Annotated in this window: 26 protein-coding genes; 8 read left to right on the forward strand and 18 right to left on the reverse strand. The window is 62.7% G+C overall.

The window, feature by feature from the left end:
- Window positions 1–66 precede the first annotated feature (66 nt).
- On the reverse strand, window positions 67–1,581 hold the full coding sequence (pap, locus tag AB4N80_RS26040) for a polyphosphate:AMP phosphotransferase (protein ID WP_122568979.1): 1,515 nt from the start codon (window positions 1,579–1,581) through the stop codon (window positions 67–69).
- 151 nt (window positions 1,582–1,732) lie between these two features.
- Between pap and mnmC the strand changes: the two genes are divergently transcribed.
- The 5 genes from mnmC (at window position 1,733) to AB4N80_RS26065 (ending at window position 9,319) form a co-directional block, all read left to right on the forward strand.
- Window positions 1,733–3,715: a bifunctional tRNA (5-methylaminomethyl-2-thiouridine)(34)-methyltransferase MnmC2/FAD-dependent 5-carboxymethylaminomethyl-2-thiouridine(34) oxidoreductase MnmC1 gene (gene mnmC / locus AB4N80_RS26045; RefSeq protein ID WP_354336143.1), complete on the forward strand. Its 1,983-nt coding sequence runs from the start codon at window positions 1,733–1,735 to the stop codon at window positions 3,713–3,715.
- 281 nt (window positions 3,716–3,996) lie between these two features.
- Window positions 3,997–5,769, forward strand: a complete 1,773-nt coding sequence (locus AB4N80_RS26050) for an N-acetylglutaminylglutamine amidotransferase (RefSeq protein ID WP_122568981.1) — start codon at window positions 3,997–3,999, stop codon at window positions 5,767–5,769.
- Between the two features lie 3 nt (window positions 5,770–5,772).
- Window positions 5,773–7,518 (forward strand): N-acetylglutaminylglutamine synthetase, encoded by a 1,746-nt coding sequence (ngg, locus tag AB4N80_RS26055; RefSeq protein ID WP_122568982.1) that lies wholly within the window; start codon window positions 5,773–5,775, stop codon window positions 7,516–7,518.
- A gap of 200 nt (window positions 7,519–7,718) precedes the next feature.
- Window positions 7,719–8,909: an osmoprotectant NAGGN system M42 family peptidase gene (locus AB4N80_RS26060; protein ID WP_060738614.1), complete on the forward strand. Its 1,191-nt coding sequence runs from the start codon at window positions 7,719–7,721 to the stop codon at window positions 8,907–8,909.
- A gap of 182 nt (window positions 8,910–9,091) precedes the next feature.
- Window positions 9,092–9,319, forward strand: coding sequence for a YheU family protein (locus AB4N80_RS26065; RefSeq protein ID WP_003199186.1), 228 nt, complete (start codon window positions 9,092–9,094; stop codon window positions 9,317–9,319).
- Here the strand turns inward: AB4N80_RS26065 and csrA are convergent.
- From csrA to AB4N80_RS26080, 3 genes are all read right to left on the reverse strand, one after another.
- Complete coding sequence (gene csrA / locus AB4N80_RS26070) at window positions 9,308–9,508, reverse strand: carbon storage regulator CsrA (protein WP_060738615.1); 201 nt, start codon at window positions 9,506–9,508, stop codon at window positions 9,308–9,310. The two genes, AB4N80_RS26065 and csrA, sit on opposite strands and share 12 nt — an antisense overlap.
- 151 nt (window positions 9,509–9,659) lie before the next feature.
- Window positions 9,660–9,992, reverse strand: coding sequence for a YnfA family protein (locus AB4N80_RS26075; protein ID WP_122569070.1), 333 nt, complete (start codon window positions 9,990–9,992; stop codon window positions 9,660–9,662).
- A gap of 57 nt (window positions 9,993–10,049) precedes the next feature.
- Complete coding sequence (locus AB4N80_RS26080; protein WP_122568983.1) at window positions 10,050–10,865, reverse strand: SDR family oxidoreductase; 816 nt, start codon at window positions 10,863–10,865, stop codon at window positions 10,050–10,052.
- Between the two features lie 229 nt (window positions 10,866–11,094).
- Between AB4N80_RS26080 and AB4N80_RS26085 the strand changes: the two genes are divergently transcribed.
- Window positions 11,095–11,247 (forward strand): DUF3309 family protein, encoded by a 153-nt coding sequence (locus AB4N80_RS26085; protein WP_003183939.1) that lies wholly within the window; start codon window positions 11,095–11,097, stop codon window positions 11,245–11,247.
- Between the two features lie 62 nt (window positions 11,248–11,309).
- On the opposite strand, the gene AB4N80_RS26090 is transcribed toward AB4N80_RS26085, so the two are convergent.
- The 11 genes from AB4N80_RS26090 to ccmA all read right to left on the reverse strand — a co-directional run bounded on the left by AB4N80_RS26090 (window position 11,310) and on the right by ccmA (window position 21,176).
- Complete coding sequence (locus AB4N80_RS26090) at window positions 11,310–13,403, reverse strand: LTA synthase family protein (RefSeq protein ID WP_122568984.1); 2,094 nt, start codon at window positions 13,401–13,403, stop codon at window positions 11,310–11,312.
- A gap of 385 nt (window positions 13,404–13,788) precedes the next feature.
- Window positions 13,789–14,196 carry a hypothetical protein gene (locus tag AB4N80_RS26095; protein WP_460079587.1) on the reverse strand — a complete coding sequence of 136 codons (408 nt, stop codon included), beginning with the start codon at window positions 14,194–14,196 and terminating at the stop codon, window positions 13,789–13,791.
- A 14-nt stretch (window positions 14,197–14,210) separates the two neighbouring features.
- Entirely contained in the window at window positions 14,211–15,413 is a 1,203-nt protein-coding gene (ccmI, locus tag AB4N80_RS26100) for a c-type cytochrome biogenesis protein CcmI (RefSeq protein WP_122568986.1), read from the reverse strand.
- Window positions 15,406–15,879: a cytochrome c-type biogenesis protein gene (locus AB4N80_RS26105; protein ID WP_122568987.1), complete on the reverse strand. Its 474-nt coding sequence runs from the start codon at window positions 15,877–15,879 to the stop codon at window positions 15,406–15,408. Before AB4N80_RS26105 ends, ccmI begins: the two co-directional genes overlap by 8 nt.
- Complete coding sequence (locus tag AB4N80_RS26110; RefSeq protein ID WP_072408483.1) at window positions 15,876–16,412, reverse strand: DsbE family thiol:disulfide interchange protein; 537 nt, start codon at window positions 16,410–16,412, stop codon at window positions 15,876–15,878. The genes AB4N80_RS26105 and AB4N80_RS26110 overlap by 4 nt, the downstream gene beginning before the upstream one ends.
- Window positions 16,409–18,397: a heme lyase CcmF/NrfE family subunit gene (locus AB4N80_RS26115; RefSeq protein WP_122568988.1), complete on the reverse strand. Its 1,989-nt coding sequence runs from the start codon at window positions 18,395–18,397 to the stop codon at window positions 16,409–16,411. Before AB4N80_RS26115 ends, AB4N80_RS26110 begins: the two co-directional genes overlap by 4 nt.
- Window positions 18,398–18,400: 3 nt before the next feature.
- Window positions 18,401–18,856, reverse strand: a complete 456-nt coding sequence (ccmE, locus tag AB4N80_RS26120) for a cytochrome c maturation protein CcmE (protein ID WP_057448504.1) — start codon at window positions 18,854–18,856, stop codon at window positions 18,401–18,403.
- Window positions 18,853–19,029: a heme exporter protein CcmD gene (gene ccmD / locus AB4N80_RS26125; protein ID WP_122568989.1), complete on the reverse strand. Its 177-nt coding sequence runs from the start codon at window positions 19,027–19,029 to the stop codon at window positions 18,853–18,855. Before ccmD ends, ccmE begins: the two co-directional genes overlap by 4 nt.
- Window positions 19,026–19,781 (reverse strand): heme ABC transporter permease, encoded by a 756-nt coding sequence (locus AB4N80_RS26130; protein WP_122568990.1) that lies wholly within the window; start codon window positions 19,779–19,781, stop codon window positions 19,026–19,028. Before AB4N80_RS26130 ends, ccmD begins: the two co-directional genes overlap by 4 nt.
- Window positions 19,782–19,875: 94 nt before the next feature.
- Window positions 19,876–20,544 carry a heme exporter protein CcmB gene (gene ccmB / locus AB4N80_RS26135; RefSeq protein WP_003183957.1) on the reverse strand — a complete coding sequence of 223 codons (669 nt, stop codon included), beginning with the start codon at window positions 20,542–20,544 and terminating at the stop codon, window positions 19,876–19,878.
- Window positions 20,541–21,176 carry a cytochrome c biogenesis heme-transporting ATPase CcmA gene (gene ccmA, locus AB4N80_RS26140; RefSeq protein WP_122568991.1) on the reverse strand — a complete coding sequence of 212 codons (636 nt, stop codon included), beginning with the start codon at window positions 21,174–21,176 and terminating at the stop codon, window positions 20,541–20,543. The genes ccmB and ccmA overlap by 4 nt, the downstream gene beginning before the upstream one ends.
- 199 nt (window positions 21,177–21,375) lie before the next feature.
- Between ccmA and fliK the strand changes: the two genes are divergently transcribed.
- Window positions 21,376–22,947, forward strand: a complete 1,572-nt coding sequence (gene fliK / locus AB4N80_RS26145; RefSeq protein ID WP_460079597.1) for a flagellar hook-length control protein FliK — start codon at window positions 21,376–21,378, stop codon at window positions 22,945–22,947.
- Window positions 22,944–23,273: an EscU/YscU/HrcU family type III secretion system export apparatus switch protein gene (locus tag AB4N80_RS26150; protein ID WP_122568993.1), complete on the forward strand. Its 330-nt coding sequence runs from the start codon at window positions 22,944–22,946 to the stop codon at window positions 23,271–23,273. Before fliK ends, AB4N80_RS26150 begins: the two co-directional genes overlap by 4 nt.
- A 748-nt stretch (window positions 23,274–24,021) precedes the next feature.
- On the opposite strand, the gene AB4N80_RS26155 is transcribed toward AB4N80_RS26150, so the two are convergent.
- The 3 genes from AB4N80_RS26155 to AB4N80_RS26165 all read right to left on the reverse strand — a co-directional run bounded on the left by AB4N80_RS26155 (window position 24,022) and on the right by AB4N80_RS26165 (window position 25,852).
- Window positions 24,022–24,417: a DUF2802 domain-containing protein gene (locus AB4N80_RS26155; protein ID WP_003183966.1), complete on the reverse strand. Its 396-nt coding sequence runs from the start codon at window positions 24,415–24,417 to the stop codon at window positions 24,022–24,024.
- 1 nt (window position 24,418) lies between these two features.
- Window positions 24,419–24,904, reverse strand: coding sequence for a chemotaxis protein CheW (locus AB4N80_RS26160; protein WP_003199144.1), 486 nt, complete (start codon window positions 24,902–24,904; stop codon window positions 24,419–24,421).
- A 72-nt stretch (window positions 24,905–24,976) separates the two neighbouring features.
- Window positions 24,977–25,852 carry a CheW domain-containing protein gene (locus tag AB4N80_RS26165; protein WP_122568994.1) on the reverse strand — a complete coding sequence of 292 codons (876 nt, stop codon included), beginning with the start codon at window positions 25,850–25,852 and terminating at the stop codon, window positions 24,977–24,979.
- Window positions 25,853–25,909 lie beyond the last annotated feature (57 nt).

A 25,909-nucleotide genomic window follows, 5' to 3' on the forward strand; every position in this document is an offset into this window, starting at 1 on the left:
CGAGCATAGATCCACTGGATAACCGACCGCGACAATCATTCACCTCGCGTATGCGCGCCCATCGCCCTAGCGCTTCTTCTTGCGAGCCTGTCTTGCACTCCGTTCGAAAGCCGCCTCCAGCGCCTGGTTGAGGGTACGCAACACCTTGACCCGCGCCCAGCGCTTGTCGTTGGCCTCCACCAAGGTCCAGGGGGAAATCTCGGTGCTGGTGCGGTCGACCATGTCGCACACCGCAGCGCGATAGGCATCCCACTTGTCGCGGTTACGCCAATCATCCTCGGTGATCTTGAAACGCTTGAACGGGATGTCCTCGCGCTCCTGGAAACGCTCCAGCTGGGTTTCCTTGTCGATGGCCAGCCAGAACTTGACCACCACCACGCCGGCATCGGCGAGCTGTTCCTCGAAATCGTTGATTTCACCGTAGGCCCGCAGCCAGTCGGCCTGGCTGCAAAACCCCTCGACGCGCTCCACCAGCACCCGGCCGTACCAGGAGCGGTCGAACATGGTGAACTTGCCGCGCGCGGGGATATGCCGCCAGAACCGCCACATGTAGGGGTGGGCGCGTTCTTCTTCCGTGGGTGCGGCAATCGGCACGATGCTGTATTGGCGCGGGTCCAGGGCCGCCGTGACCCGCCGGATCGCCCCGCCCTTGCCCGCCGCGTCATTGCCTTCGAACACCGCCACCAAGGCATGCTGGCGCATGCGTTTGTCCCGCAACAGCCCGGCGAAGCGCGCCTGCTCGGTGATCAGTTGTTCTTCGTAGTCGGCCTTGTCCAGGCGCCGGGTCATGTCCAGGCTGTCGAGCAAGGTGATCTGGCCATCCAACTCGGGCAGCGGCGCCACGCTGACCTTCTGCGGCCTGATCTTCGACCGGTCCAGGGCCTGGCGCAAGCCGTCGAGCAGGATCCGCCCGACGGTGAGGCTGCGGTAACAACTGTCCACGCCTTCGATCACATGCCACGGCGCGTAATCACGGCTGGTGCGGCGCAGCACGCGCTCGCCGTATTTGACGAACTTGTCATAGGTCTGGGACTGCTGCCAATCCAGCGGGCTGATGCGCCAGCTGTGCAGCGGGTCATCCTTGAGCCCCTTGAGCCGGGCCTTCATCTGTTTCTTGGACAGGTGGAACCAGAACTTGAAGATCAGCGCGCCTTCATCGCAAAGCATTTTTTCCAGGCGCTCGGCCCCGGCGATCGCCTGGTCGAGCCGCGGGTCCTTGAACTCGCCATGGACCCGGCCTTGCAGCATCTGGCTGTACCAGTTGCCGAAGAAAATCCCCATGCGCCCCTTGGCCGGCAGCATCCGCCAATAGCGCCACGCGGGAGGCCGCGCCAGTTCCTCGTCGGTCTGCTGGTCGAAGGTGCGCACTTCGATCAGCCGCGGGTCCATCCACTCGTTGAGCAGCTTCACCGTCTCGCCCTTGCCCGCGCCCTCGATGCCGTTGATCAACACGATGACCGGAAACCGGCCCTGCTGCTGCAACTCGAACTGCGCTTCCAGCAGCGCTTCACGCAGGGCCGGTACTTCGGCCTCAAAGGTGTCTTTATCGATGACGTGACCGATTTCAGCGGATTCGAACATGGACAGCTCCTTCCAGGGATTGGGGCAAGACTAGCGGATTGGATGCGGCCCTGTGCAGCAGATTCCCATCAGATGCGTGGGTTGTTGCGATGGGTCAAGCATGCCGATACCGATCGGCTAGAATGCCCCCTCAGTTTTGACCGAGCCTGCCATGACGCCCATCCAGCAACACGCCCTACTCGACTGGGACGACCAGGGGCGCCCGCGCTCGCGGGTGTTCGACGATGTGTATTTTTCCGACCAGTCGGGCCTGGACGAAACCCGTTATGTGTTTCTTGAGCAGAACAACCTGGCCGAGCGTTTCGCTGCGCTGGCCGATGACGGGCGGCTGGTGATCGGCGAAACCGGGTTTGGCACCGGCCTGAATTTTCTCTGCGCCTGGCAGCTGTTCGAGCAGTGCGCCCCCGTTGGGGCGCGGCTGCATTTTGTCAGCGTCGAAAAGTACCCCTTGAGCCCCCAGGACCTGCGCCGGGCGCTGGCCTTGTGGCCACAGCTCAACCTTCAGGCCGAGCAATTGCTTGCGCAATACGTGGCGATCCATCAGGGTTTCCAGCGCCTGGTCCTCGCCAATGGACGAGTGACGCTGACCCTGTTGATCGGCGATGCCCTGGAGCAGTTGCCGCAGCTGGACGGGCAGATCGACGCCTGGTTCCTGGACGGTTTCGCACCGGCCCGAAACCCCGAGATGTGGACCGCCGAGCTGTTCGCCGAACTGGCCCGGCTGGCCGCACCCGGCGCCACCCTCAGCACCTTCACCAGCACCGGTTGGGTCCGCCGATTGCTGAACGCGGCAGGCTTCAAGATGAAACGCACACCGGGCATCGGCCACAAATGGGAAATCCTGCGCGGCGTGTTTCTTGGCTGGCCGGAGCAGACACCCGCGCCGTCCCCGGCAAAACCCTGGTACGCCCGCCCCTTGCCACCCACCGGCGAGCGCCGGGCCCTGGTGATCGGCGGCGGCCTGGCCGGCTGTGCCAGCGCCGCTAGCCTCGCCGCCCGTGGCTGGCAGGTGACGCTGCTGGAGCGCCATGCCGGGTTGGCTGAGGAAGCGTCCGGCAACCCCCAGGGCGTGCTGTACCTCAAGTTGTCGGCCCACGGCACCGCGCTGTCGCAGATGATCCTCAGCGGCTTCGGCTACACCCGCCGCGTGCTGGAGCAACTGCAACGCGGCGTCGATTGGGATGCCTGTGGCGTCTTGCAGCTGGCCTTCAACAGCAAAGAGGCCGAGCGTCAGGCGCAATTGGCCGAGGCGTTCCCGACGGATTTACTGCACACCCTGGATCAGTCCGAAGCCCAGGTTCGATCCGGCATCGGCTTGGCCTGTGGTGGCTTGTTTTATCCCGAAGGCGGTTGGGTGCATCCGCCGGCGCTGTGTCGCTGGCAAGCTTCGGGGCCGGCGATTGATGTACAACCCCATCATGACGTGCTGCACCTGCGTCGCGTCGACGGCCAATGGCAGGCGTGGGACGGCGAACGCTGCCTGGCCAGCGCTCCGGTGGCGATCCTCGCCAGTGCGGCCGAGATCAAACGCTTCGAACCGGCCGCCGACTTGCCGCTCAAGCGCATTCGCGGGCAGATCACCCGTCTGGCGCAAACCAGTCGCAGCCAGAGCCTGGCGACGGTGGTCTGCGCCGAAGGTTATGTGGCGCCGCCACGGCTGGGCGAACACACCCTGGGCGCCAGCTTCGATTTCAACAGCGACGACCTGACCCCCACCGCCGCCGAGCACGCCGGCAACCTGCAGATGCTCGAAGAGATCTCCCAAGACTTGGTGCAGCGCCTGAACGCCCACACCCTGGACCCGGAGCACCTCGAAGGCCGCGCGGCGTTCCGTTGCACTAGCCCCGATTACCTGCCTATTGTCGGGCCGTTGGCCGACCGCCAGACCTTTATCGAAGCCTATGCGGCCCTGGGCAAGGACGCCCGCCAAGTACCGGACGCCCCCTGCCCGTGGCTCGACGGTCTGTACATCAACAGTGGCCACGGTTCCCGAGGCCTGATCACCGCGCCCCTGTCAGGCGAACTGATCGCCGCCTGGCTGGACAATGAACCCCTGCCACTGCCCCGCAGCGTGGCCGAGGCCTGCCACCCGAACCGGTTTGCGTTGCGGGCATTGATTCGGGGTAAGGCCTAGCGCAGCTGGATGGCTCATCCCAAATCCAGTGGGAGCTCAGCTTGCTCGCGATGGCGATGTGTCAGCCTACCAAGATGCCAGCTGATCCACCGCCAATCGCGAGCAAGCTGAGCTCCCACAGGTTTGCCTATCTTTGAATCCCGTGGCAGACCAGCCCCATGGGCCGGCTTATAACGCATCGGTCTAAAACTCACAGCAATCCCCCCGGTCAGTTTCAGGGTGCACGCCATTTCGGCCTGCGTTGCTTGACCCCTCCCCAACGGAAAAACCGGTAAGGACTTATGTGCGGATTAGCTGGAGAGTTACGTTTTGATCAACAACCTGCGGACCTTGCGGCCGTAGAGCGAATCACCCATCACTTGGCCCCTCGCGGCCCTGATGCCTGGGGTTTTCATAGCCAGGGGCCGATTGCCCTGGGCCATCGGCGCCTGAAAATCATGGACCTGTCGGACGGCTCGGCCCAGCCGATGATCGACAACCAACTGGGCCTGTCCCTGGCCTTCAACGGCGCGATCTACAACTACCCGGAACTGCGCGCCGAGCTCGAAGCCCTGGGCTACACCTTCTATTCCGGTGGCGACACCGAAGTGCTGCTCAAGGGCTACCACGCCTGGGGCGAAGCGCTGCTGCCCAAGCTCAACGGCATGTTCGCGTTCGCCATCTGGGAGCGTGACGCCAAGCGGCTGTTCATCGCCCGTGACCGCCTCGGCGTCAAGCCGCTGTACCTCTCGCGCACTGGCCAGCGGCTACGCTTCGCCTCGGCATTGCCGGCGCTGCTCAAGGGCGGCGACATCAACCCGATGCTCGACCCGGTGGCCCTCAACCATTACCTGAATTTCCACGCGGTGGTCCCGGCGCCCCGCACCTTGCTGGCCGGTGTTGAAAAACTGCCGCCCGCCACCTGGATGCGCATCGAAGCCGACGGCACCACCGAGCAGAAAACCTGGTGGACCCTGCCCTACGGCCCTCGGGCCGACGAACAGCACCTGAACCTGGAAGACTGGATCGACCGCGTGCTCGACAGCACCCGTGAAGCCGTCGCCATTCGTCAGCGCGCCGCCGTGGATGTCGGCGTGCTGCTGTCCGGCGGCGTCGATTCAAGCATGTTGGTCGGTCTGTTGCGGGAGGTGGGCGTGGAAGACCTGTCCACGTTCTCCATCGGTTTCCAGGATGCCGGCGGCGAGCGCGGTGACGAGTTCCAGTATTCGGACCTGATCGCCAAGCACTACGACACCCGCCACCACCAACTGCGCATCGACGAAAAAGAGATCATCGAGCAACTGCCCGCGGCGTTCCGCGCCATGAGCGAGCCGATGGTCAGCCACGACTGCATCGCCTTCTACCTGCTGTCGCGGGAAGTGGCCAAGCATTGCAAAGTCGTGCAAAGCGGCCAGGGCGCCGACGAGCTGTTCGCCGGTTACCACTGGTACCCGCAGGTCGATGGCGCCAGCGATCCTTACGCGGCTTATCGCGCTGCGTTCTTCGACCGCAGCTATGAAGAATATGCCGCTACCGTGCAGCCCAACTGGCTGACGGCCAATGACGCGGCCGGCGACTTCGTCAAGGAACATTTCGCCCAGCCTGGGGCCGATGCCGCGGTAGACAAGGCCCTGCGCCTGGACAGCACCGTGATGCTGGTGGATGACCCGGTCAAGCGCGTCGACAACATGACCATGGCCTGGGGCCTGGAAGCACGCACGCCGTTCCTCGACTACCGCCTGGTGGAGCTTTCGGCCCGGGTTCCGGCGAAGTTCAAGCTGCCCGATGGTGGCAAGCAGGTGCTCAAGGAAGCCGCCCGACGGGTGATCCCCAGCGAGGTGATCGACCGCAAGAAAGGCTATTTCCCGGTGCCGGGCCTCAAGCACCTGGAAGGCGACACCCTCGCCTGGGTCCGCGAGCTGCTGCTGGATCCGAGCCAGGATCGCGGCCTGTTCAACCCGGCCATGCTCGACCGCCTGCTCACCGACCCCAACGGCCAGCTCACGCCGTTGCGCGGTTCGCGGCTGTGGCAACTGGCCGCGCTGAACCTGTGGCTCAGCGAGCAAGGAATCTGATCGATGAAACCTCATGCAACCGTTCACAATCAACGCCTCTTGCGCGGCCAGACGCCTTCTTACGAACGCCTGCAGGCACGCCTGGCCGAAGACGGCAGCGAATTGGGCGCCGACCCGATCGCGGTGCATTGCGGCTGGGGCCGACTGCTGATCGGCCACACCTTCCCGGACCCGGCGAGCCTGGCCCAGGAACTGCTCAACGAACAACCCGGTGAACGCGACATTGCCTTGTACGTGGCCGCGCCCCAGCAAGTGCTGGGGTTGGAGCCGGCGCAACTGTTCCTCGATCCGTCCGACACCTTGCGCCTGTGGTTCAGCGACTATCGCCAGTCCACCCGGGTGTTTCGCGGTTTCCGGATTCGCCGGGCCCAAAGCGAGACCGACTGGCAGGCCATCAACCAGCTCTACCAGGCCCGGGGCATGCTGCCCATCGACCCGCTGCGACTGACCCCGCGTCACGAGGGCGGGCCGGTCTACTGGCTGGCCGAAGACGACGACACCGGTACGGTGATCGGCAGCGTCATGGGCCTGAATCATCAGAAGGCCTTCAACGACCCGGAGAACGGCAGCAGCCTCTGGTGCCTGGCCGTCGACCCGCAATGCCCACGGCCCGGTGTGGGCGAAGTGCTGGTGCGTCACCTCATCGAGCATTTCATGAGCCGTGGCTTGAGTTACCTCGACCTGTCGGTGCTGCATGACAATCGCCAGGCGAAAAACCTCTACGCCAAACTCGGCTTTCGCAACCTCTCGACCTTCGCCATCAAACGCAAGAACGGCATCAACCAGCCGTTGTTCCTCGGGCCGGGACCCGAGGCGCAGTTCAATCCTTATGCGCGGATCATTGTCGAAGAAGCTCACCGTCGAGGCATCGAAGTGCAGGTGGACGATGCCGAGGCCGGCTTGTTCACCCTGGTCCATGGCAGCCGCCGGGTGCGCTGCCGCGAATCCTTGAGCGACCTGACCAGCGCCATCAGCATGACCTTGTGCCAGAACAAAAGCCTGACCCACAAGGTGTTGAAAAACGCCGGCCTGAACCTGCCGGCCCAACAGTTGGTGGGCAATGCCGATGACAATCTGGCGTTCCTCGATGAGCACGAACGGGTGGTGGTCAAGCCGCTGGACGGGGAACAGGGCCAAGGCGTGGCGGTGGATCTGCGCACCATCGAGGAAGTGCAGAGCGCCATCGAAACGGCTCGGCAGTTCGATAGCCAGGTGTTGCTGGAAAGCTTCCACGAAGGGCTGGACCTGCGCATCCTGGTGATCGGCTTTGAAGTGGTGGCAGCGGCGATCCGGCGTCCGGCGGAGGTGATCGGCGACGGTCGGCACACCATTGGCGCGTTGATCGAAGCCCAGAGCCGCCGACGGCAGGCCGCCACGGGCGGCGAAAGCAAGATCCCGATGGATGCCGAGACCCTGCGCACACTTAACGCGGCGGGCTTCGACTACGACAGCGTGCTGCCTGCCGGGGAACACCTGTTCGTCCGGCGGACGGCGAACCTGCATACCGGCGGCGTGCTGGAGGATGTCACCGCCATCCTGCATCCGACCCTCGTCGATGCGGCGGTGCGCGCCGCGCGGGCGCTGGACATTCCCATGGTCGGCCTCGACCTGCTGGTGCCAGCGGCCGATCAGCCCGAGTACGTGTTCATCGAAGCCAACGAACGCGCCGGCCTGGCCAACCACGAACCCCAGCCCACCGCCGAGCGTTTTGTGGATTTGTTGTTTCCCCATAGCCAGGCGGTGGCCTAGTAGAGATGCAGTGCCTGATCTGGCCCCATCGCGAGCAAGCTCGCTCCCACATGGGATTGCTGGTGTCTACAAATTCTGTGTTCACCGCAGGACCTCTGTGGGAGCGAGCTTGCTCGCGATGAGGCCTGTTCAGGCACCGTCACTCAACAGTCGGACACACTCATCGAAACCATCGATGTGCTCAACCATCAGGAGTTTCCATGATCAGTAAAATTCCAGAACCGGATCTCGAATACCTGCAGAAAGTCCTGCTGGAAATGCTCGCCATTCCCAGCCCGACCGGCTTTACCGACACTATCGTGCGCTACGTCGCCGAGCGGCTCGAGGAGCTGGGTATCGCGTTCGAAATGACCCGTCGCGGCACGATCCGCGCCACGCTCAAGGGCCGCAAGAGCAGCCCCGACCGGGCCGTGTCGGCACACTTGGATACCATCGGCGCCGCAGTGCGGGCCATCAAGGACAACGGGCGCCTGACCTTGGCCCCGGTGGGTTGCTGGTCCAGCCGGTTTGCCGAAGGCAGTCGGGTCAGCCTGTTCACCGACACCGGCGTGATTCGTGGCAGCGTGTTGCCATTGATGGCGTCCGGGCACGCGTTCAACACCGCAGTGGATGAAATGCCCATCAGTTGGGACCACATCGAATTGCGCCTGGACGCCTATTGCGCCACCCGTGCCGATTGCGAAACCCTGGGGGTGGGCATCGGCGATTACGTCGCTTTCGATCCCCTGCCGGAATTCACCGAAAGCGGCCACATCAGCGCCCGGCACCTGGACGACAAGGCCGGGGTCGCGGCGCTGCTGGCGGCGCTCAAGGCGATTGTCGACAGCGGCGAAGAGCTGCTGATCGATTGTCACCCGCTGTTCACCATCACCGAGGAAACCGGCAGCGGCGCCGCGGCCGCGCTGCCCTGGGACGTCAGCGAATTCGTCGGCATCGATATCGCACCCGTCGCCCCCGGCCAGCACTCGAGCGAGCATTCAGTCAGCGTGGCGATGCAGGACTCCGGAGGCCCCTACGACTATCACCTGTCGCGGCACTTGCTGAAACTGGCCAAGGAAAACGACATCTCGGCACGCCGCGACCTGTTCCGCTACTACTTCAGCGACGCGCATTCGGCCATCACCGCCGGCCACGATATCCGTACCGCCCTGCTCGCCTTCGGCTGCGACGCCACCCATGGCTACGAACGCACCCACATCGACAGTCTGGCCGCCCTCAGCCGCCTGCTCGGCGCCTACATCCTCAGCCCACCGGTATTCGCCAGCGACGCGCAACCGGCCCAAGGCTCCCTGGACCGCTTCAGTCACCAGATCGAGCACGATGCACAGATGGAAAGCGATACCCGGGTGCCGTCGGTGGATAGCCTGGTGGGGCAGCGGTCGGATAGCTGATCCAGCCTTTCACTGCCTGGAATATCGCCATCGCGAGCAAGCTCGCTCCCACAGGGCTCCACTGAAGCCGTGTGGGAGCGAGCTTGCTCGCGATGAGGCCCGGACAAACAACCGCAAAACCCAGGCTAGCCGCAAAAGCCCATTGGCCGTAGCATCGCCCCATTGTCTAGCCGAGGTACCCCATGCTCATCCCCCACGACCAACTCGAAGTCGACACGCTCACTCGCCTGATCGAGGATTTCGTGACCCGCGACGGCACCGACAACGGTGACGACACGCCCCTGGAAACGCGGGTTCTACGGGTCCGGCAAGCGCTGACCAAAGGCCAGGCGCTGATTGTCTTCGACCCCGAAAGCGAACAGTGCCAACTGATGCTCAAGCACGACGTGCCCAAGCACCTATTCGACTGAACACGCCTTGCGGGCGGCGTGGGCCTTTTTCCTCTGGATCTTTTCATAGATTTCGGAGCGATGGACATCGACGTGCCGTGGCGCTTCCACGCCAAAACGCACGGTGGTGCCGCTGACCGACAGCACACGGACGGAAATATCGTCACCGATGGAAATCAACTCACCCACAGCGCGGCTTAATACGAGCATGGTTCTTGTCCTTAAGAATGTCTGGACCCTGACCATGCCCGGCCTGCTTTCCGTTCTCAAGACACCGGCGAGAATTCAGTAAGGCCCTACAAGCAAAGTTCTTGCGACTGAAGGAAACTTCCTGCAAAACCCTGCCGGAGCGTAGGTTATTTCAGGACGCCGAGAACCGCGGGCCGAATAGAATCACGCTCGCCCCCAACACGCAAAGCGCCACGCCAACCCAGTCGGAACCCAGTGGCCGGACCCGCTCCACCACGGCCAGCCAGCCGATCGAGGCAATGATATAGATACCGCCATAGGCGGCGTAGGCGCGCCCGGCGTACGTTGCTTCGATGCGGGTCAGCAACAGGGCGAACAATGTCAGACTGAGCAACGCCGGGGCGATCCACCAGGCGCTCTTGCCCTGGCGCAGCCACATCCAGAAGGCGTAGCACCCGGCGATTTCAAACAGCGCGGCGAGAAAAAACCACAGGTAATTGAGCATGCAGATGTCCATCAGGAAGGCCGAATGGCGCCATCCTGAGGACATCGAGCAGCCAGGTCAATTCAGGTTCTGCCGGGCCTTGGCGCGCATCTTGTCGGCCATGGCAGTCATTTCGTCGTACAGCAATTGTGGGTTTTTCTGCTTGAGGGCCCACGCCATGCGCCCCTGTTCATGGGGCAGGATCAGGAACTGACCCTCGGCGACCTTCTGATAGATGTAGTCGGCAATGTCGGCGGCGCTGATCGGTGAGCTTTCCAGCAACTTGCCCACCTGGGCTTTCATGGCCGGGGTCGGGCCACGGAAGGAGTCCAGCAGATTGGTCTGGAAGAACGACGGGCACACCACGTGTATGCCGACTTCCTGCTGCGCCAGTTCCACCAGCAGGCTTTCCGACAACGCCACGACGCCCGCCTTGGCCACGTTGTAGTTGCTCATGGCCGGCCCCTGCATCAAGGCGGCCATGGAGGCGATGTTGATGATCTTGCCGCGGCTTTTTTCCAGCAGCGGCAGGAACGCCTTGCACCCCTTGACAACGCCCATCAGGTTGATCGCAATCTGCCAGTCCCAATCCTCCAGGGAGAGTTCACTGAAGAACCCGCCCGAGGCAACGCCGGCATTGTTGACGATGACATCGATGCCGCCGAGTTTTTCTTCGCAAGCCTGGGCAAACGCCGTCAATTGGCTGTAGTCGCGCACATCACAACGCTGGATGAAGCCGTCACCACCGGCAGCGCGCACCAACTTGAGCGTTTCCACAAGGCCTGGCTCGCTGACATCCGATAAGGCCAACTGCCAGCCCTCGCGGGCCCAGCGCAGCGCGATTTCGCGACCCAAGCCGGAGCCGGCGCCAGTGATCATCATGCGATTTTGCATAGCAAACAGCCTTGTTCCGGGAGAGATAGGCCGAGTGTAGCGAAGGCGCCTGCCGGACCCACGCTCCATCAGATTGCTGAATGGCAAGGGCAAACCGCAGACGCTATAAAAACTTTGAATTTTTTACCGGACGTTACGGTCGGACATATTAAGCCGCCCGGATTTAACGCATGCGTGCTGGTAGTTGGAAGTTGCATCACTCCAAAACTGACCAATAAGGAAATCTACAATGGGCACAATACTTATCATCATCCTGATCCTCCTGCTGATCGGTGGTCTTCCGGTCTTCCCGCACTCCAGAAGTTGGGGTTACGGTCCGTCCGGTATCATTGGTGTAGTGTTGGTGGTGCTGTTGGTCCTGCTATTACTGGGCAAGATATAAACCACTAAGTAAGCGCAAAAAAAAGAGGCCTTTGCAGGCCTCTTTTTTATGCTCGCCGTTTATCAGTCCGGCTTGCCGTCAACGACGCCGGCGGTGTTATCCAGCAGGCTTTTGGTCGCGGTTTGCAGGAACGATTCAAGCTTGAGTTTCATCTCGGCAGTGTCCGGTGCATCCGGGATGATTTGCGCATGGGGGTTGGTGCCCAGTTCATAGCGGTACATCTTCGGCGGCATTTCCTTTTCCTTCGGCAGGACCAGGATTTTGTCGTCGCGAATGATCGCCGTCGTCTGTTCACTGCCCGACGGCTTGATCACGCCAAAACCGGTGTCGCCTTCCGGCAGGTTCAACAGGTCCCGGCCCCAGCACTGGTTCCGTACCTGCCCACCAAGGCGACCCATGATGGTCGGCACGATGTCGACCTGGGTACCCACGGTGTGGCTGCGCTGGCCGAATTTTTCCTGGATGCCCGGGCCGATCAACAGCATCGGCACGTTGAAACGGCCCAGGTCCATTTCGGTGATCTGGCGCTCATTGCCAAAGCCATGGTCACCCACCACCACGAACAGGGTTTCCTTGAAGTAAGGCTCCTTGCGGGCTTTCTCGAAGAACTGGCCCAGCGCCCAGTCGGCGTAGCGCATGGCCGTCAAGTGTTCGTTCAGGCTGCCACGGTCGGTGACCGGCTCCACCGGCAATGGTGTCGGCAACGCATAGGGCGTGTGGTTGGACAGGGTTTGCAACAAGGCATAGAACGGCTTGCCGTTCTCCCGCGCCTTGAGCTCGATCAGGCCACGGTCGAACATGTCCTGGTCGGACACGCCCCAGGTCGGATCGGAAAACACCGGGTTCACGAAGTCGTTACGCCCGATGAAGTTGGTCATGCCCTGGCTGCTGAAGAACCCCGACTGGTTGTCCCAGGCGAAATCGCCGTTGTAGACATACACATCGTCGTAGTCACGGGCGCTGAGCAGTTGCGGCAAGCCCGACAGCTTGTGGCTGCCCTCCGGCGTCTGCATCAGGTATTCGAAACCCGGCAGGTTCGGGAAGCACGCCATGGTGGCGAACATGCCCTGGTGGGTGTGGGTGCCGTTGGAGAAGAAACGGTCGAACAGCAGGCCTTCCTTGGACAGTTTGTCCAGGTAAGGCGTGATGTTGCCCGGCGCGCCCAGGGCGCCCACCGAGTGACCGGCCATGCTTTCCATGAGGATCACGACCACGTTCTTGATCGGCAGGGTCTTGTCCGCCGGCGGCGTGTAGTCGCGGCGCACGGCGGCTGTCTCGGTGTCCACGAGTTTGTCGTCAGGCATCACCAGCATGTCACGCACGGTCTGCTGTGCCAGCGGTTGCTCGAGGGTCGCTTTCCAGATGTTGTCACGGTCTTCGGACATCCGACTCTTGGCCGCCGCCACCAGCGACAACGTGCCATTGAGGCCCAACTGGTTGGCGAAGTTCGAATCGGTGGTGTAGACGTCCCCCCAACGCAGCGGCGGACCTTGACGCAGGGTGCCACGCGCAGCGGCCACGGCCACCAGCAGGCAAACCATGAACACCGCGACACGCCCGTACCACGGCGCGATCTGCCGGGTGCCGATAGTGCCGCCACTGAACGGCCCACGGGGACGAGTGGCGCGGTCGGCGCCCTTGAACGCCAGGGCCAGGATGAGGGTGCCGCCGACCCAGGCCAGCAGGTAGCGCACCACCGGGAAACCGTACCAGAGCATGCTCATCACGGTTTTCGGGTCTTCCTTGACATACTGGAAGACCAGGCCGTTGAGGCGCTGGTGGAATTCACGATAGAAGTCCATCTCCATCAAGCCGAGGAACAGCGCGATGCTGGAGGTGACGGTCAGCCAGAAACGAAAAAAACCGCGGGCCGCCATGGCCCTTGCGCTGAACAACGCCAGCAGCAACGGGATGCAGAGGTAGACCACCAGGCGCAAGTCGAAGCGCAGGCCGTTGGCGAATGCTTCAACGAACGTCGAGGCCGGGGTGTCGAGAATCATCTCGCGGTTGTAGACCAGCAGCGCCACGCGCACCAGGCTTAACATGACCATCATCACCAGGGCACAAAGCAACGTGTAGGCCAGGTGCGATTTGACGGTCGGTTGCAGCAGGCGATGCGTAGTGCGCTGCTGACTCAGGGCGTCCGGGATTGCCATGTCGTTTAAGGACCCTATTGGAGTTAAGTGACAAAAGAGAAACAACGGCGCGCCCTCTATTGGCCAAAGCCTGGCCCGGGGCTTGCGCGAGTGCGCAAATGTTGCACGAACGGCTATGGCATTGCCATTAAATAACCGGCGGCGATATGAGCGCGGGGGATTGTCCGCAAGATTTAGTGAAAATTTCGTTCAAAGAATATCCGGAAACACAAAAAAGCCCGGCCGGTTGATGAAGTTGAGCCGAACGCCAGTGTGGCAAAAGGATTTATCTGTGGGAGCAAAGCTTGCTCGCGAAACAGGCGCCTCGATTTCTGAAAGACCGCATCGCCTTTATCGCGAGCAAGCTTTGCTCCCACGGATGCCCTCTGGCTCCAGGGGCCTGTGCTTAGTGGAATTGCCGCCCCAAGCCTGCCGGTACGCCTTCGATGGTGGTGTCTTCCCATGGGCCAGTCGGGCTGACGGAACGGCTCCAACCGTTGTTCCAGCGGTAATAGGTCCGCTGGCGATAGAACGTGTTCGTCTGGTTGTCCAGCACATAGACCCCCAGCTTGGCGTCCCAATGGCTGTTGCCCCCCGGTGGCGGGGCGAAACTGGCGGAGGTGCGCGGCAGCGGCTTGGACGGTTTGTTCGGGATGACCGGCTTGCCTGGCGGGGTGGACGGGGTCGGCTTGGTGGTCGGGGTCGACGGTGGAATGGGTGGCAGCGGCGCCGAAGGCTCCGGCGGACGCTGGACCGCACAAGCGCTCAGGCCCATGACGAGCGTGAGCAGGGTGATACGAGCGATGGCGGTCATGGTGCGAATTCCTGTTATTTGTCCGGGCTGTCGATGGTCAATTGCTGTTGCGCCGTGGTGCTGCTCGCCAGGGGCTGGCTGCGGCCGATCCACTCACCCGCGGTCGGCTGACCGGCCCGGGAGATACGCGCCATCAGTTGGACTTCGGGGAAGTTCGACAGTTTCAACTGCGGCATCATGGCGTCCGCGTCGCTCAGTTCTACCGTGACTGGCAGATCGGCCACCGTCAGGCGTTTGGCGGCCAACGGTGCCGGCGGACCGGAAACGGCGCGGGCGAAGATGAACACGCTGTCGCCCGGCTGCACCTTGGCCTTGAGGGCCGGCGCCAGGTCGACGCGGACCTTGAGCAGGGCTCCGGTCTTGGCCACCGGGGCCTGGGCGACTTTGCCGCCGCTGGCTTGCAGCTTCTCGGTGGCACGGGTAATGCCGCCCTGCAGCGCCTCACGGGATTTGTCACCTTCCGGCAGTTGCGCGAGCAAGCGCCCCCAGTAATCGATCGCGTCCTGATAGCGCTCGCCTTCAAACGCGGCGATGCCCAACAGACCGAGGCTGGTGACTTCCTTCGAATCGAGCTTCAGCGCTTCGTCGGTCAAGGCCTGGACTTTATCCGACCATTTCTTGCCATCGGCGAAATACTGCGCCTGGGCCCACTGGCCCAGCAGTTCCGGTTGGCGACCGGCGACCGCCACGGTGCGTTCGAAGATCTTCGCCGCATCCGCCGGGCGATCCTGGGCCATGTAGGTGCGGCCGAGAAAATACAGGCCCTCGGCATTATCCGGCTGCGCCGCCACCGCGCGCTCCAGGCGCAGGGTCATCTCTTCCATCGACTGCGGCGCCTGGGCGAATTCACGGGTCAGTTCGACCTTGTCACTGGCACCGAAATGCAGGTACAGCGCCAGGCCCAACACTGGCACCAGCACGGCGGCGAGCAACGGCAACGGCTTGCCCAACCGGGACTCGCGCGGCACATCGGCGCCCTCGGTGTCGGCGAGCAGCTCACGGGCGGCTTCGGCGCGACCGGTGTCCAGTTGCGCGGCGTTGAGCACGCCCTCCTCCCGCTCGGCCTGCAACTCGGCGACACGTTCCTGGTACAGCGCCACGTTAAGCGCGGTCCGGTCCTCCTCGCGTTGAGCGCGACGACCACGCAGTACAGGGATCAACAGAAAACTCAGGGCAACCAGAAGAAGCAGACCTGCGGCGAGCCAGAAATCAATCATGCTTGGTTTTATCCAACAGTTGGTCGAGGCGCTGGCGCTCTTCGACAGAAAGCGTGTCCGGGGCGGCCGTGCGCTGGACCCGGCGCCGACGGACGATCACCGCGATGAGCACGAAACCACCAAGCAACAGCCCGGCGGGGCCGAACCAGAGCAGCGCGGTCTTGGAGGACAGGGCGGGGTTGTAGCGCACGAACTCACCGTAGCGATCGACCATGAAGTCGATGATCTGCTGGTTGTCCTTGCCCTCGCCGAGCATGCGAAAGATTTCCTTGCGCAGGTCGGCGGCAATCGGGGCGTTGGAGTCGGCGATGTCCTGGTTCTGGCACTTGGGGCAGCGCAGTTCCTTGGTCAGTTCGCGAAACCGCTCGCGCTCGCCATCGTTGGCAAATTCGTAGGTGTCGATGGCGGCCTGCGCCACACCGACCAGGCTCAAACCGAGGATGGCGGCGGCTAACCAGCGCTTCATGGCTTGGCCTCGTCCACCAGGGCCTGGTACTTGGCGGCCAACTTCTCGCGCCAGACCTGTTCGTCGATCACACCGACGAACTTGTCGCGGATCACGCCCTTGGCATCGATGAAGAAGGTTTCCGGTGCGCCATAAACACCCAGGTTCAGGCCCAGGGAGCCGTCTTCGTCACGAATGTCCAATTGATACGGATTGTGGAACTCGGCCAGCCACTTCAAGGCATCGGCATTGACGTCCTTGTAATTGACGCCGTAAATCACCACGCCGTTCTGGGCCAGCTTGTTCAGCACCGGGTGCTCGACCCGGCAGGAGATGCACCAGGTGCCCCATACGTTGACCAGCGCCGGCTTGCCCAGCAGGTCGGCGCGGGTCAGGGTCTTGTCACCTTGCACCGAGGGCAGGGAAAACTCCGGGAACGGCTTGCCGATCATCGCCGAAGGCAATTCGCTCGGGTTCAAATACAGCCCCCGGTACAAAAACACCGCCATCAACAGGAACAGCGCCAGCGGCAACACCATCAACCAACGTTTCATGCAGTGGCTCCCGTCACGCCCAGGGCTTCACGCACCCGGTTTTTCACCTTGACTCGATAACGCCGATCCAGCGCCGCCAGCATCCCACCCAGGCCGGTGAGCAAGCCACCGAACCAGATCCAGCGCACGAACGGCTTGACGTGGACCCGCACCGCCCACGCGCCATCACCCAGGGATTCGCCCAGCGCCACGTAGAGGTCGCGGGTGAAACCGGCATCGATCCCGGCTTCGGTCATGACCGAGTTCTGCACGGTGTAGAGGCGTTTTTCCGGATGCAGTACGGTGATTTCCTGACCGTTGCGAATGACCCGTACGGTGCCCTTGTCGGACGTGAAATTCGGCCCCTCGAAATGTTTGGCGCCCTCGAACACGAACTGGTAGCCCCCCAGGTCCATGGACTCGCCCGGCGCCAGGCGCAGGTCACGCTCGGCGCTGTTCTGGCTGGACAGCACCACGCCCAACGCGCAGACAGCGATGCCCAGGTGAGCGATCTGCATGCCCCAGTAACTGCGGGTCAGGGTCGGCAGGCCTTTGATCAGGCCTTTGTGGCGGGTCTTGTCGAAGATGTCCCGGACACCGGCCAGCAACACCCAGGCCGCCAGCACGAACGTCGCCAGCACCGCCCAGTTGAAGTCGCCATAGGCCACGCCGGCCACCACGGCCAGGGCGGCCGTGCCCAGCAGCACCGGGGTCAACATGCCCAGCAGCCACTTGACCGGAGTGTCTTTCCAGCGCACCAGCATACCGATGGCCATCACCACCATCAGGATCGCCATCAGCGGGATGAACAACGCGTTGAAGTACGGCGGGCCGACCGACAGCTTGGCGCCGGACAGCGCATCGAGCACCAGCGGGTACAACGTCCCCAGCAGGATCATCGACGCGGCCACCACCAGCACCAGGTTGTTGCCCAGCAGCAGGGTTTCCCGTGACCAGAGGTTGAAGCCGACCTGGCTCTTGACCACCGGCGCACGCAGGGCGAACAGCGTCAGCGAACCACCGACGACGAACAGCAGGAACATCAGGATGAACACCCCACGCTCAGGGTCCGAGGCGAAGGCATGCACCGAGGTCAGCACGCCGGAACGCACCAGGAACGTTCCCAGCAGGCTCAGGGAGAACGCCGCGATGGCCAGCAGCACGGTCCAGCTCTTGAACACCCCGCGCTTTTCCGTGACGGCCAGGGAGTGGATCAGCGCCGTGCCCACCAACCAGGGCATGAACGAGGCGTTTTCCACCGGGTCCCAGAACCACCAGCCGCCCCAACCGAGTTCGTAGTAGGCCCACCACGAACCGAGGGTGATGCCGATGCCGAGGAAGGCCCAGGCGACGATGGTCCACGGGCGCGACCAGCGTGCCCACGCGGCGTCGAGGCGACCGCCAAGCAACGCAGCGATGGCGAAGGCGAAGGCCACGGAAAAACCGACGTAGCCCATGTAGAGCATCGGCGGGTGAACGATCAGGCCGATGTCTTGCAGCAATGGGTTGAGGTCGCGACCATCCATCGGCATCTGCGGCAGGATGCGCTTGAACGGGTTGGACGTGACGATCAGGAACAGCAGGAAACCGGTGCTGATCATGCCCATCACCGCCAGCACACGGGCCAGCATCACCTGAGGCAACTGCCGGGAAAACACCGAGACCGCGAAGGTCCAGCCGGCAAGGATCAACGCCCAAAGCAACAGCGAGCCTTCGTGGGCGCCCCACACGGCGCTGAACTTGTAGTACCAGGGCAAGGCGCTGTTGGAGTTGCTGGCGACGTACTCCACGGAAAAGTCGTCGGCCATGAACGCATAGGTCAGGCAACCAAAGGCGAACAGCATGAAGGCGAACTGCCCCCACGCCGCCGGCTGGGCCAGGCTCATCCACAAGCGGTCGCCGCGCCAGGCCCCGAGCAAAGGCACCACGGCCTGTACCAGGGAGAAACACAGGGCCAGGATCATCGCCAGGTGGCCCAACTCGGGAATAAAGATGCCGGTAGTCATCGATCAGCCCTCCTTCACGGGAGCGGGCGCCGACTGGCCGCTGTCTTTCAGGGCCTTGGTCACTTCCGGCGGCATGTATTTTTCGTCGTGCTTGGCCAGCACTTCGTCGGCCACCACCACGCCATCGGCGTTGAGCTTGCCCAAGGCGACGATGCCCTGCCCTTCGCGGAACAGGTCCGGGAGGATGCCGCGATAGGTGATGGTCACGGTCTTGCTGAAGTCGGTGACATTGAATTTAACGTCCAGCGAATCCCCGGAACGCACCAGCGAGCCTTTTTCCACCATGCCGCCAGCGCGGATACGCGTGTCTTTCGGCGCTTCGCCGTTGGCGATCTGGGTCGGGGTGTAGAACAGATTGATGTTCTGCTGCAGGGCGCTCAGGGCCAGGGCGACCGCGGCACCGACACCCACCAGGATCGCCAGAATGATGACAAGACGTTTTTTGCGAAGCGGATTCACTGACCGTTCTCCCGGCGCAGACGACGCGCCTCTTGTTGCAGATACCGCTTGCGGGCCAGGATCGGCACCGCCACGTTGAGGCCCAGCACCGCCAGGCAAATGCCATAGGCGGACCAGACATACAGGCCATGATGGCCCATGGCGAGGAAATCGCCGAATGAAGCGAAACTCATCGAGCGGCCTCCAGGCTGTTCTGCACTTCGGCCTTCACCCAACTTGCCCGGGACTCGCGCTTGAGCACTTCCAGGCGCATGCGCAGCAATAGCACCGTGCCGAAGAAACAGTAGAAGCCCAGCACCGTCAGCAACAGCGGCAGCCACATTTCGACGGGCATCGCCGGTTTTTCGGTGAGGGTGAACGTCGCGCCCTGGTGCAGGGTGTTCCACCACTCCACCGAGTACTTGATGATCGGGATGTTGATCACGCCGACAATCGCCAGCACCGCGCAGGCCTTGGCGGCACTGTCACGATTGCTGATGGCGTTGCCCAGCGCAATAAGACCGAAGTACAGGAACAGCAGGATCAGCATCGACGTCAGTCGCGCATCCCAGACCCACCACGAACCCCAGGTCGGCTTGCCCCAGATGGCCCCGGTGACCAGCGCCACGGCGGTCATCCAGGCGCCGATGGGCGCGGCGCATTGCAGGGCCACGTCGGCCAGCTTCATCTTCCACACCAGCCCGACCACGCCGCAGATCGCCAACATCACGTAGACCGACTGGGCCAGCATCGCCGTGGGCACATGGATATAGATGATGCGGAAGCTGTTGCCCTGCTGGTAATCCGGCGGCGCGAAAGCCAGGCCCCAGACCAGGCCGGTGCCGATCAGCAACAGGGCGGCGACGCTCAACCAGGGCAGCATCTTGCCGCTGATGCCGTAGAACCACTTGGGTGAGCCGAGCTTATGAAACCAGGTCCAGTTCATTGCAGTTTCCATCACGGTTGCGGCTCGTCATCACGAGCCGCCAGGTCTGCCTTAACTTCCGCAGAAGTGGTCAATTCTTGACCAGGCCTCATTATTATTCGCCGACGCTGATCTTCAGGCCAGCGGCTATTGCAAAGGGTGTCAGGGTTATCGCCAGGGCGGTCAGGCTCCCAAGCCACAGCAGATAACCGGTCGCGGGCATGCCTTGCAACGCCGCTTGCAAGGCACCACTGCCCAGGATCAGCACCGGGATATACAAGGGCAGGATCAGCAGCGCCAACAACAGGCCACCGCGCTTCAAGCCCACCGTCAACGCCGCGCCCACCGCACCGAGCAGGCTCAGCACCGGCGTGCCCAGCAGCAGCGACACCAGCAGCACCGGCATGCACGCGGCGGGCAAGCCCAGCATCATCGCCAGCAGCGGCGAGAGCAGTACCAGTGCCAGCCCGGAAAAAACCCAGTGTGCCAGTACCTTGGCCAAAACCAGAAGGGCCAGGGGGTGCGACGAAAGGACCCACTGTTCCAGTGAACCATCTTCGAAATCACTGCGGAAAAGCCCGTCCAGCGAGAGCAGGACCGATAAAAGCGCAGCCACCCAGACCAGTCCCGGGGACAAGGTTTGCAACAATTGAGTCTCCGGACCGACCGCCAATGGGAACAACGCGATGACGATCGCGAAGAACACCAGCGGATTGGCCAATTCGGCCGGACGACGAAAGAGCAGGCGCGCCTCGCGGGCCAGCAACAGGCCAAACACACTCATACGGCCCAGTTCCCCAGATCGATGTTGCGATAACCGGACGGCATCCGCGCCAGCGTGTGGTGGGTGGTCAAGAGCACCGTGCCGCCGTTTTCACAGTGCCGGGCCAGGTGTTCCTCGAGCTGCGCGACGCCCTGCTTGTCCAGGGCGGTGAACGGCTCGTCAAGAATCCACAGCGGTGGGCTGTCCAGATACAGGCGCGCCAGGGCCACGCGGCGTTGCTGGCCGGCGGACAGGGTGTGGCTCGGCACATCCTCGAAGCCGCGCAGCCCAACCGCCGCCAACGCCTGCCAGATCGCCTCGCGCCCGGCGGGCGTATGCAGCGCGCAGAGCCAACTGAGGTTTTCTTCGGGGGTCAGCAAATCCTTGATCCCGGCGGCATGACCGATCCAGAGCAGGTTACGGGCCAGTTCGCTGCGCTGGCTGTGCAAGGGCTGGCCATTGAGCAACACTTGGCCTGTGGTGGGCTGCATCAACCCGGCGAGCAGACGCAGCAGGCTGGTCTTGCCGCTGCCGTTGGGACCACTGATCTGCACCATGTCGCCAGGCGAGAGTCTCAATTCGAGATTTTCGAAAAGCAGCCGCAAGTCTCGCTCACAGGCGAGGCCAACGGTTTGCAAGAGAGGACTGGTCAAGGGATCGCGGGCCTTATACGGTTCAAGTCGGCGGTGCAGCGGCCGTTAAAGAGGTGCAGCATAGATGCTTTGACGGCCTGTTCCACAGAGCTGCGTCAAACAATTGCAAGGTTTTCGCCACTCCCTGAAAGACGGGCGGCATTATACATGTGATGCCCTACTCTAAAGAGGGCTTATTTTCCCAGGGTAAAGACCGCAGATGACAGGCGACATCAACATCCTGCCGCTGCCCCAGGCCACGGCAACGACGCGTATGCCAGCGGTGACGGGCGAGCTGCTTAAACTGCTGGCACCGGCCGCAGGGCTGATCGGCCCCGGCCAGACCGCCCAGGCCGAAGTGCTGTCGCTCAAGCAGGCCGACCAGACTTTCCAGCTGCTGCTCAAGGTCACCCTGGAGAGCGGTCGCCAGACCACCGTGCAAGCCACCAGCACCCAGCCATTGCCCCAGGGCACCAGCCTGGCCGTAACCCAACCGTCCCCCAGCAACCTGACGATTGCCGTGCAACAGGCCGTTGCCTCCAGCGTCGCCACCTTGACGCGCATCGACACCGCGCAGATGCCGGTCGGCACGTTGCTGCAAGGCAAGGTGTTGACCAGCCAGCCGTTGCCATCGTTACCCGGGCAGCCGGCGGTCTATCGGTCGTTGGTGAGCCTGCTCAATACCGCCCAGGCCGGCAGTACCCTGGACATCGACAGCCCCCAACCGCTGCGCATCGGCACACTCTTGAGCGCCCAGGTGCAAGATGCCCAAACGTTGAAATTCGTGCCCCTGAGCAACCGCCAGGAGCAATTGGCGGTGAGCCAGCAACTGGTCACCCAGGTGAGCCGCCAGGGCTCCCTGGACAGCCTGGTCACCGCCCTGCAAAACCTGCCGGTCACCGATGACACTGGCGCCGAGCTGCGTGCCGCGGTGACTCGCTTGCTGGCTGGCCTGCCGGATGTCCAGCAACTGAGCACGCCCAAGGGCTTGGCCCAGGCCATGGTCGCCAGCGGTGTGTTCCTGGAAAGCAAATTGCTCGCCGGACAGCCACCGAGCCTGGCGCCGGACATGAAAGGCGACCTGCTGAAACTGATCGCCCAACTGACACCGGCCCTGCCCGCCTCCACCAACCTCAGCGCCATCATTGCCGCCAATACGCTGGCCCAGACCCTGCCGAGTTTCGTCCGTAGTGCCTTGGGGATGCTCGGTCAGGTCAGCGCCAAGCCGCAACCCACCAGTTTTCCGCTGCCCTCGCGCCTGCTGAAAGAGCAGAACGAAGAAGGCGATCTGGAGCAACTGCTGCGCCTGGCCGCCGCTGCCGTGTCGCGCCTGCAAAGCCATCAGTTGTCGAGCCTGGAACAGACCGGCCTGACCGACGACGGTCGGTTGATGAGCACCTGGCAGTTGGAGATCCCGATGCGCAACCTGCAGGACATCGTGCCGCTGCAGGTCAAGTTCCAGCGCGAGGAAACCCCGCCCCGGGAACAACCCGACGAACGCCGAGAGGAACGCGAGCCGAAACAGCAGCTCTGGCGGGTCGAGCTGGCGTTTGATATGGAACCGCTCGGTCCGCTGCAGATTCAAGCCCAGTTGCTCAGCGGCAGCCTGTCCAGCCAATTGTGGGCAGAACGGCCGTACACCGCGAGCCTGATCGAAAGCAACCTGACAGCACTGCGCGAGCGCCTGGTGACCTGTGGCCTGAACGTCGGCGACCTGGACTGCCACCTCGGCACCCCGCCCCAAGGGCCCAAGACTCGCCTGGAACAACGCTGGGTGGATGAAACCGCATGACAACCCACACCGAACCCCGCCAGGCCATCGCCCTCAAGTACGACGGCCACCACGCCCCGACCCTCACCGCCAAGGGCGACGACGCCCTGGCCGAGGAAATCCTGCGGATCGCCCGGGACAGTGAAGTACCGATCTATGAAAATGCCGAACTGGTGAAGCTGCTGGCACGGATGGAATTGGGGGACAGCATCCCGGAAGAGCTGTACCGCACGATTGCCGAGATTATCGCGTTTGCCTGGAACCTCAAGGGCAAGTTCCCCCAAGGCCACGACCCGAATGCGCCGAGCGTCGAAAAGGATGTGACCGACCGCGGCGATGATTACTGATCACAGCCACAAGAGCGGTGTGTTGGCTGGAACGATCAGTGTGTGAACGCCAGAAAAACCTGTGGGAGCGAGCTTGCTCGCGATGGGGCCCTGTCAGCCGACATTTATATCGACTGACACACCGCTATCGCGAGCAAGCTCGCTCCCACATGGGATCTCTGCGGCAAAGCGCGGGCAATCGTGGCGAGGGAGCTTGCTCCCGCTCGGCTGCGCAGCAGCCGCAAAAACGGGCGATACGGTCTGCCTGGAGGAATGCCGGGGCCTGCTGCGCAGGCCAGCGGGAGCAAGCTCCCTCGCCACAGGGGTTATATGTGGCTGGAACGATCAGTGTGAACACCTGAAAAACCTGTGGGAGCGAGCTTGCTCGCGATGGGGTCCTGTCAGTCAACATGGATATCGACTGACACACCGCTATCGCGAGCAAGCTCGCTCCCACATGGGATCTCTGCGGCAAAGCGCGGGCAATCGTGGCTAGGGAGCTTGCTCCCGCTCGGCTGCACAGCAGCCGCAAAAACGGGCGATACGGTCTGCCTGGAGGAATGCCGGGGCCTGCTGCGCAGGCCAGCGGGTGCAAGCTCCCTCGCCACAGGGGCGGTGCATTGACTGGAATGATCAATCTGCAAGCACCAGAAAAACCTGTGGGAGCGAGCTTGCTCGCGATGGGGCCCTGTCAGCCAACATTAATATCGACTGACACACCGCTATCGCGAGCAAGCTCGCTCCCACAATTGGATCGGGATGAAAGCGATCAGCCGCCCTTATGCAGCTTGCTCATCAACTCCGCCTCGGCCTGGGTCAGGCCGCAGGCTTGGGTCAGTTCGTCGACGCTGGCGCCCATGCCCACCAGGCGAGCGGCCTGGGCGAAGGACAGGCTGGAGGGGTCGCGCTGTTCCAGTTGGGCGAGTTTATCCGGCAACGGCGCGACCACAGCACGCAGCTCATGGAGCGCTTCGCCCATGCGCACGGTGCCGTTCTGGTAATCGTCGACGCGCTTGGCCAGGTCCTTGATGCGCTGATCGCGCAGCGCATCGCCCTGGGCCTGCTGAGCGGCGATCTGCCGCTGGCCACGTATGTATGCCAAGAACATCGCCAGCGTGCCTGCCCAGAAAAGGAACAGGACAATGACTGCTACCTCAAGAATCAAATCAGATACTCTCCAGTTCCGACCACTCTTCTTCGCTCATCATCTTGTCCAGTTCAACCAGAATCAGCAACTCGTTGTTCTTGTTGCACACGCCCTGAATAAACTTGGCGGACTCTTCGTTACCCACGTTCGGCGCCGTCTCGATTTCCGACTGGCGCAGATAAACCACTTCGGCGACGCTGTCGACCATGATGCCAACCACTTGCTTGTCGGCCTCAATGATGACGATCCGGGTATTGTCGCTGATCTCGGCGTTCATCAAGCCGAAGCGCTGACGGGTATCGATCACGGTGACCACGTTGCCACGCAAGTTGATGATGCCCAGCACATAGCTGGGTGCACCCGGTACCGGAGCGATCTCGGTATAGCGCAGCACTTCCTGAACGCGCATCACGTTGATGCCGTAGGTTTCGTTATCGAGCTTGAAGGTCACCCATTGCAGAATCGGATCTTCAGAACCCTTTTGAGACGACGCCTTATCATTCATACCCTGACCCCTCGAAAAACCGCCTGTGGCGGCGTGTACTCTGTCCGGCGACGCTGTGCGCCGCCGGTTGTCTTATTTCGGTTTCTGAACCGGCTTCTTGCTGCCGCCCAGGTGTTTTGCCCCGCCGCTGGCGATCAACTCCGCCAGCTCGGAAACGTCCAGCAAGGCGCACATGTGCTCGATCACCGTACCGGCCAGCCATGGCCGTTGCCCTCGATGGCTGCGCCACTTGATCTCGTTCGGATCCAGGCGCAGCGAACGGCTGACCTGGTGCACCGCCAACCCCCACTCATAACCTTGCACCGAAATCACGTACTGCAGGCCTTGGCGAAAATCATCGCGATAACGGTCCGGCATCACCCAGCGTGCCGTATCCAGTACCTTCAGGTTGCCCGCCTGGCTCGGCAGGATCCCGAGGAACCATTCCGGCTGGCCGAACAACGGCGTCAGTTCCTGCCCGGCCAGGGAATAAATCGATCCCAGGCACACCAGCGGCACCGCCAGGGTCAACCCGGCCACATCGAACAACAAACACTCGAACGGCTCGGCAGCCCAGGCCGGACGGTCGTCGCCCGGCACCGGTGGCGGTGGGTTGCTCGGCGGCAAGTGGACTTCCACCACCGGCGTCACCAGCCCTTGCAGCAACGGGGCAACGGTCGAGACCGGCGCCAGGATCGGCGCAGAAGCCTCCATTACCGCCAGTTGAGGCTTGATGAACGGTGCTTCGACCGCCGCGGCCACCACTGATTTCTGTGCGTCACGGGCCTGCTCTTCGAGCACGGCCGCTTGAAATTCATCCAGCACACCCTCGGCTTCGACATGTTCGGGCAACGCCTCGATCACGTTTGGCAGTGGTGTCAATTCTTCGGTCGCTTCCTGCAATAGCCCATCCAGATAGGACTGCAGGGCCATTTGCGGACGCGAGGTTGTCTTTATTGGGCGGCTCATAGGAACAGTGCGCCACTTGAAGAGGTTATCGGCATGAATGCGGCAGGACTTGAGCGT

It is taken from the genome of Pseudomonas sp. H3_A02, from assembly GCF_054671965.1.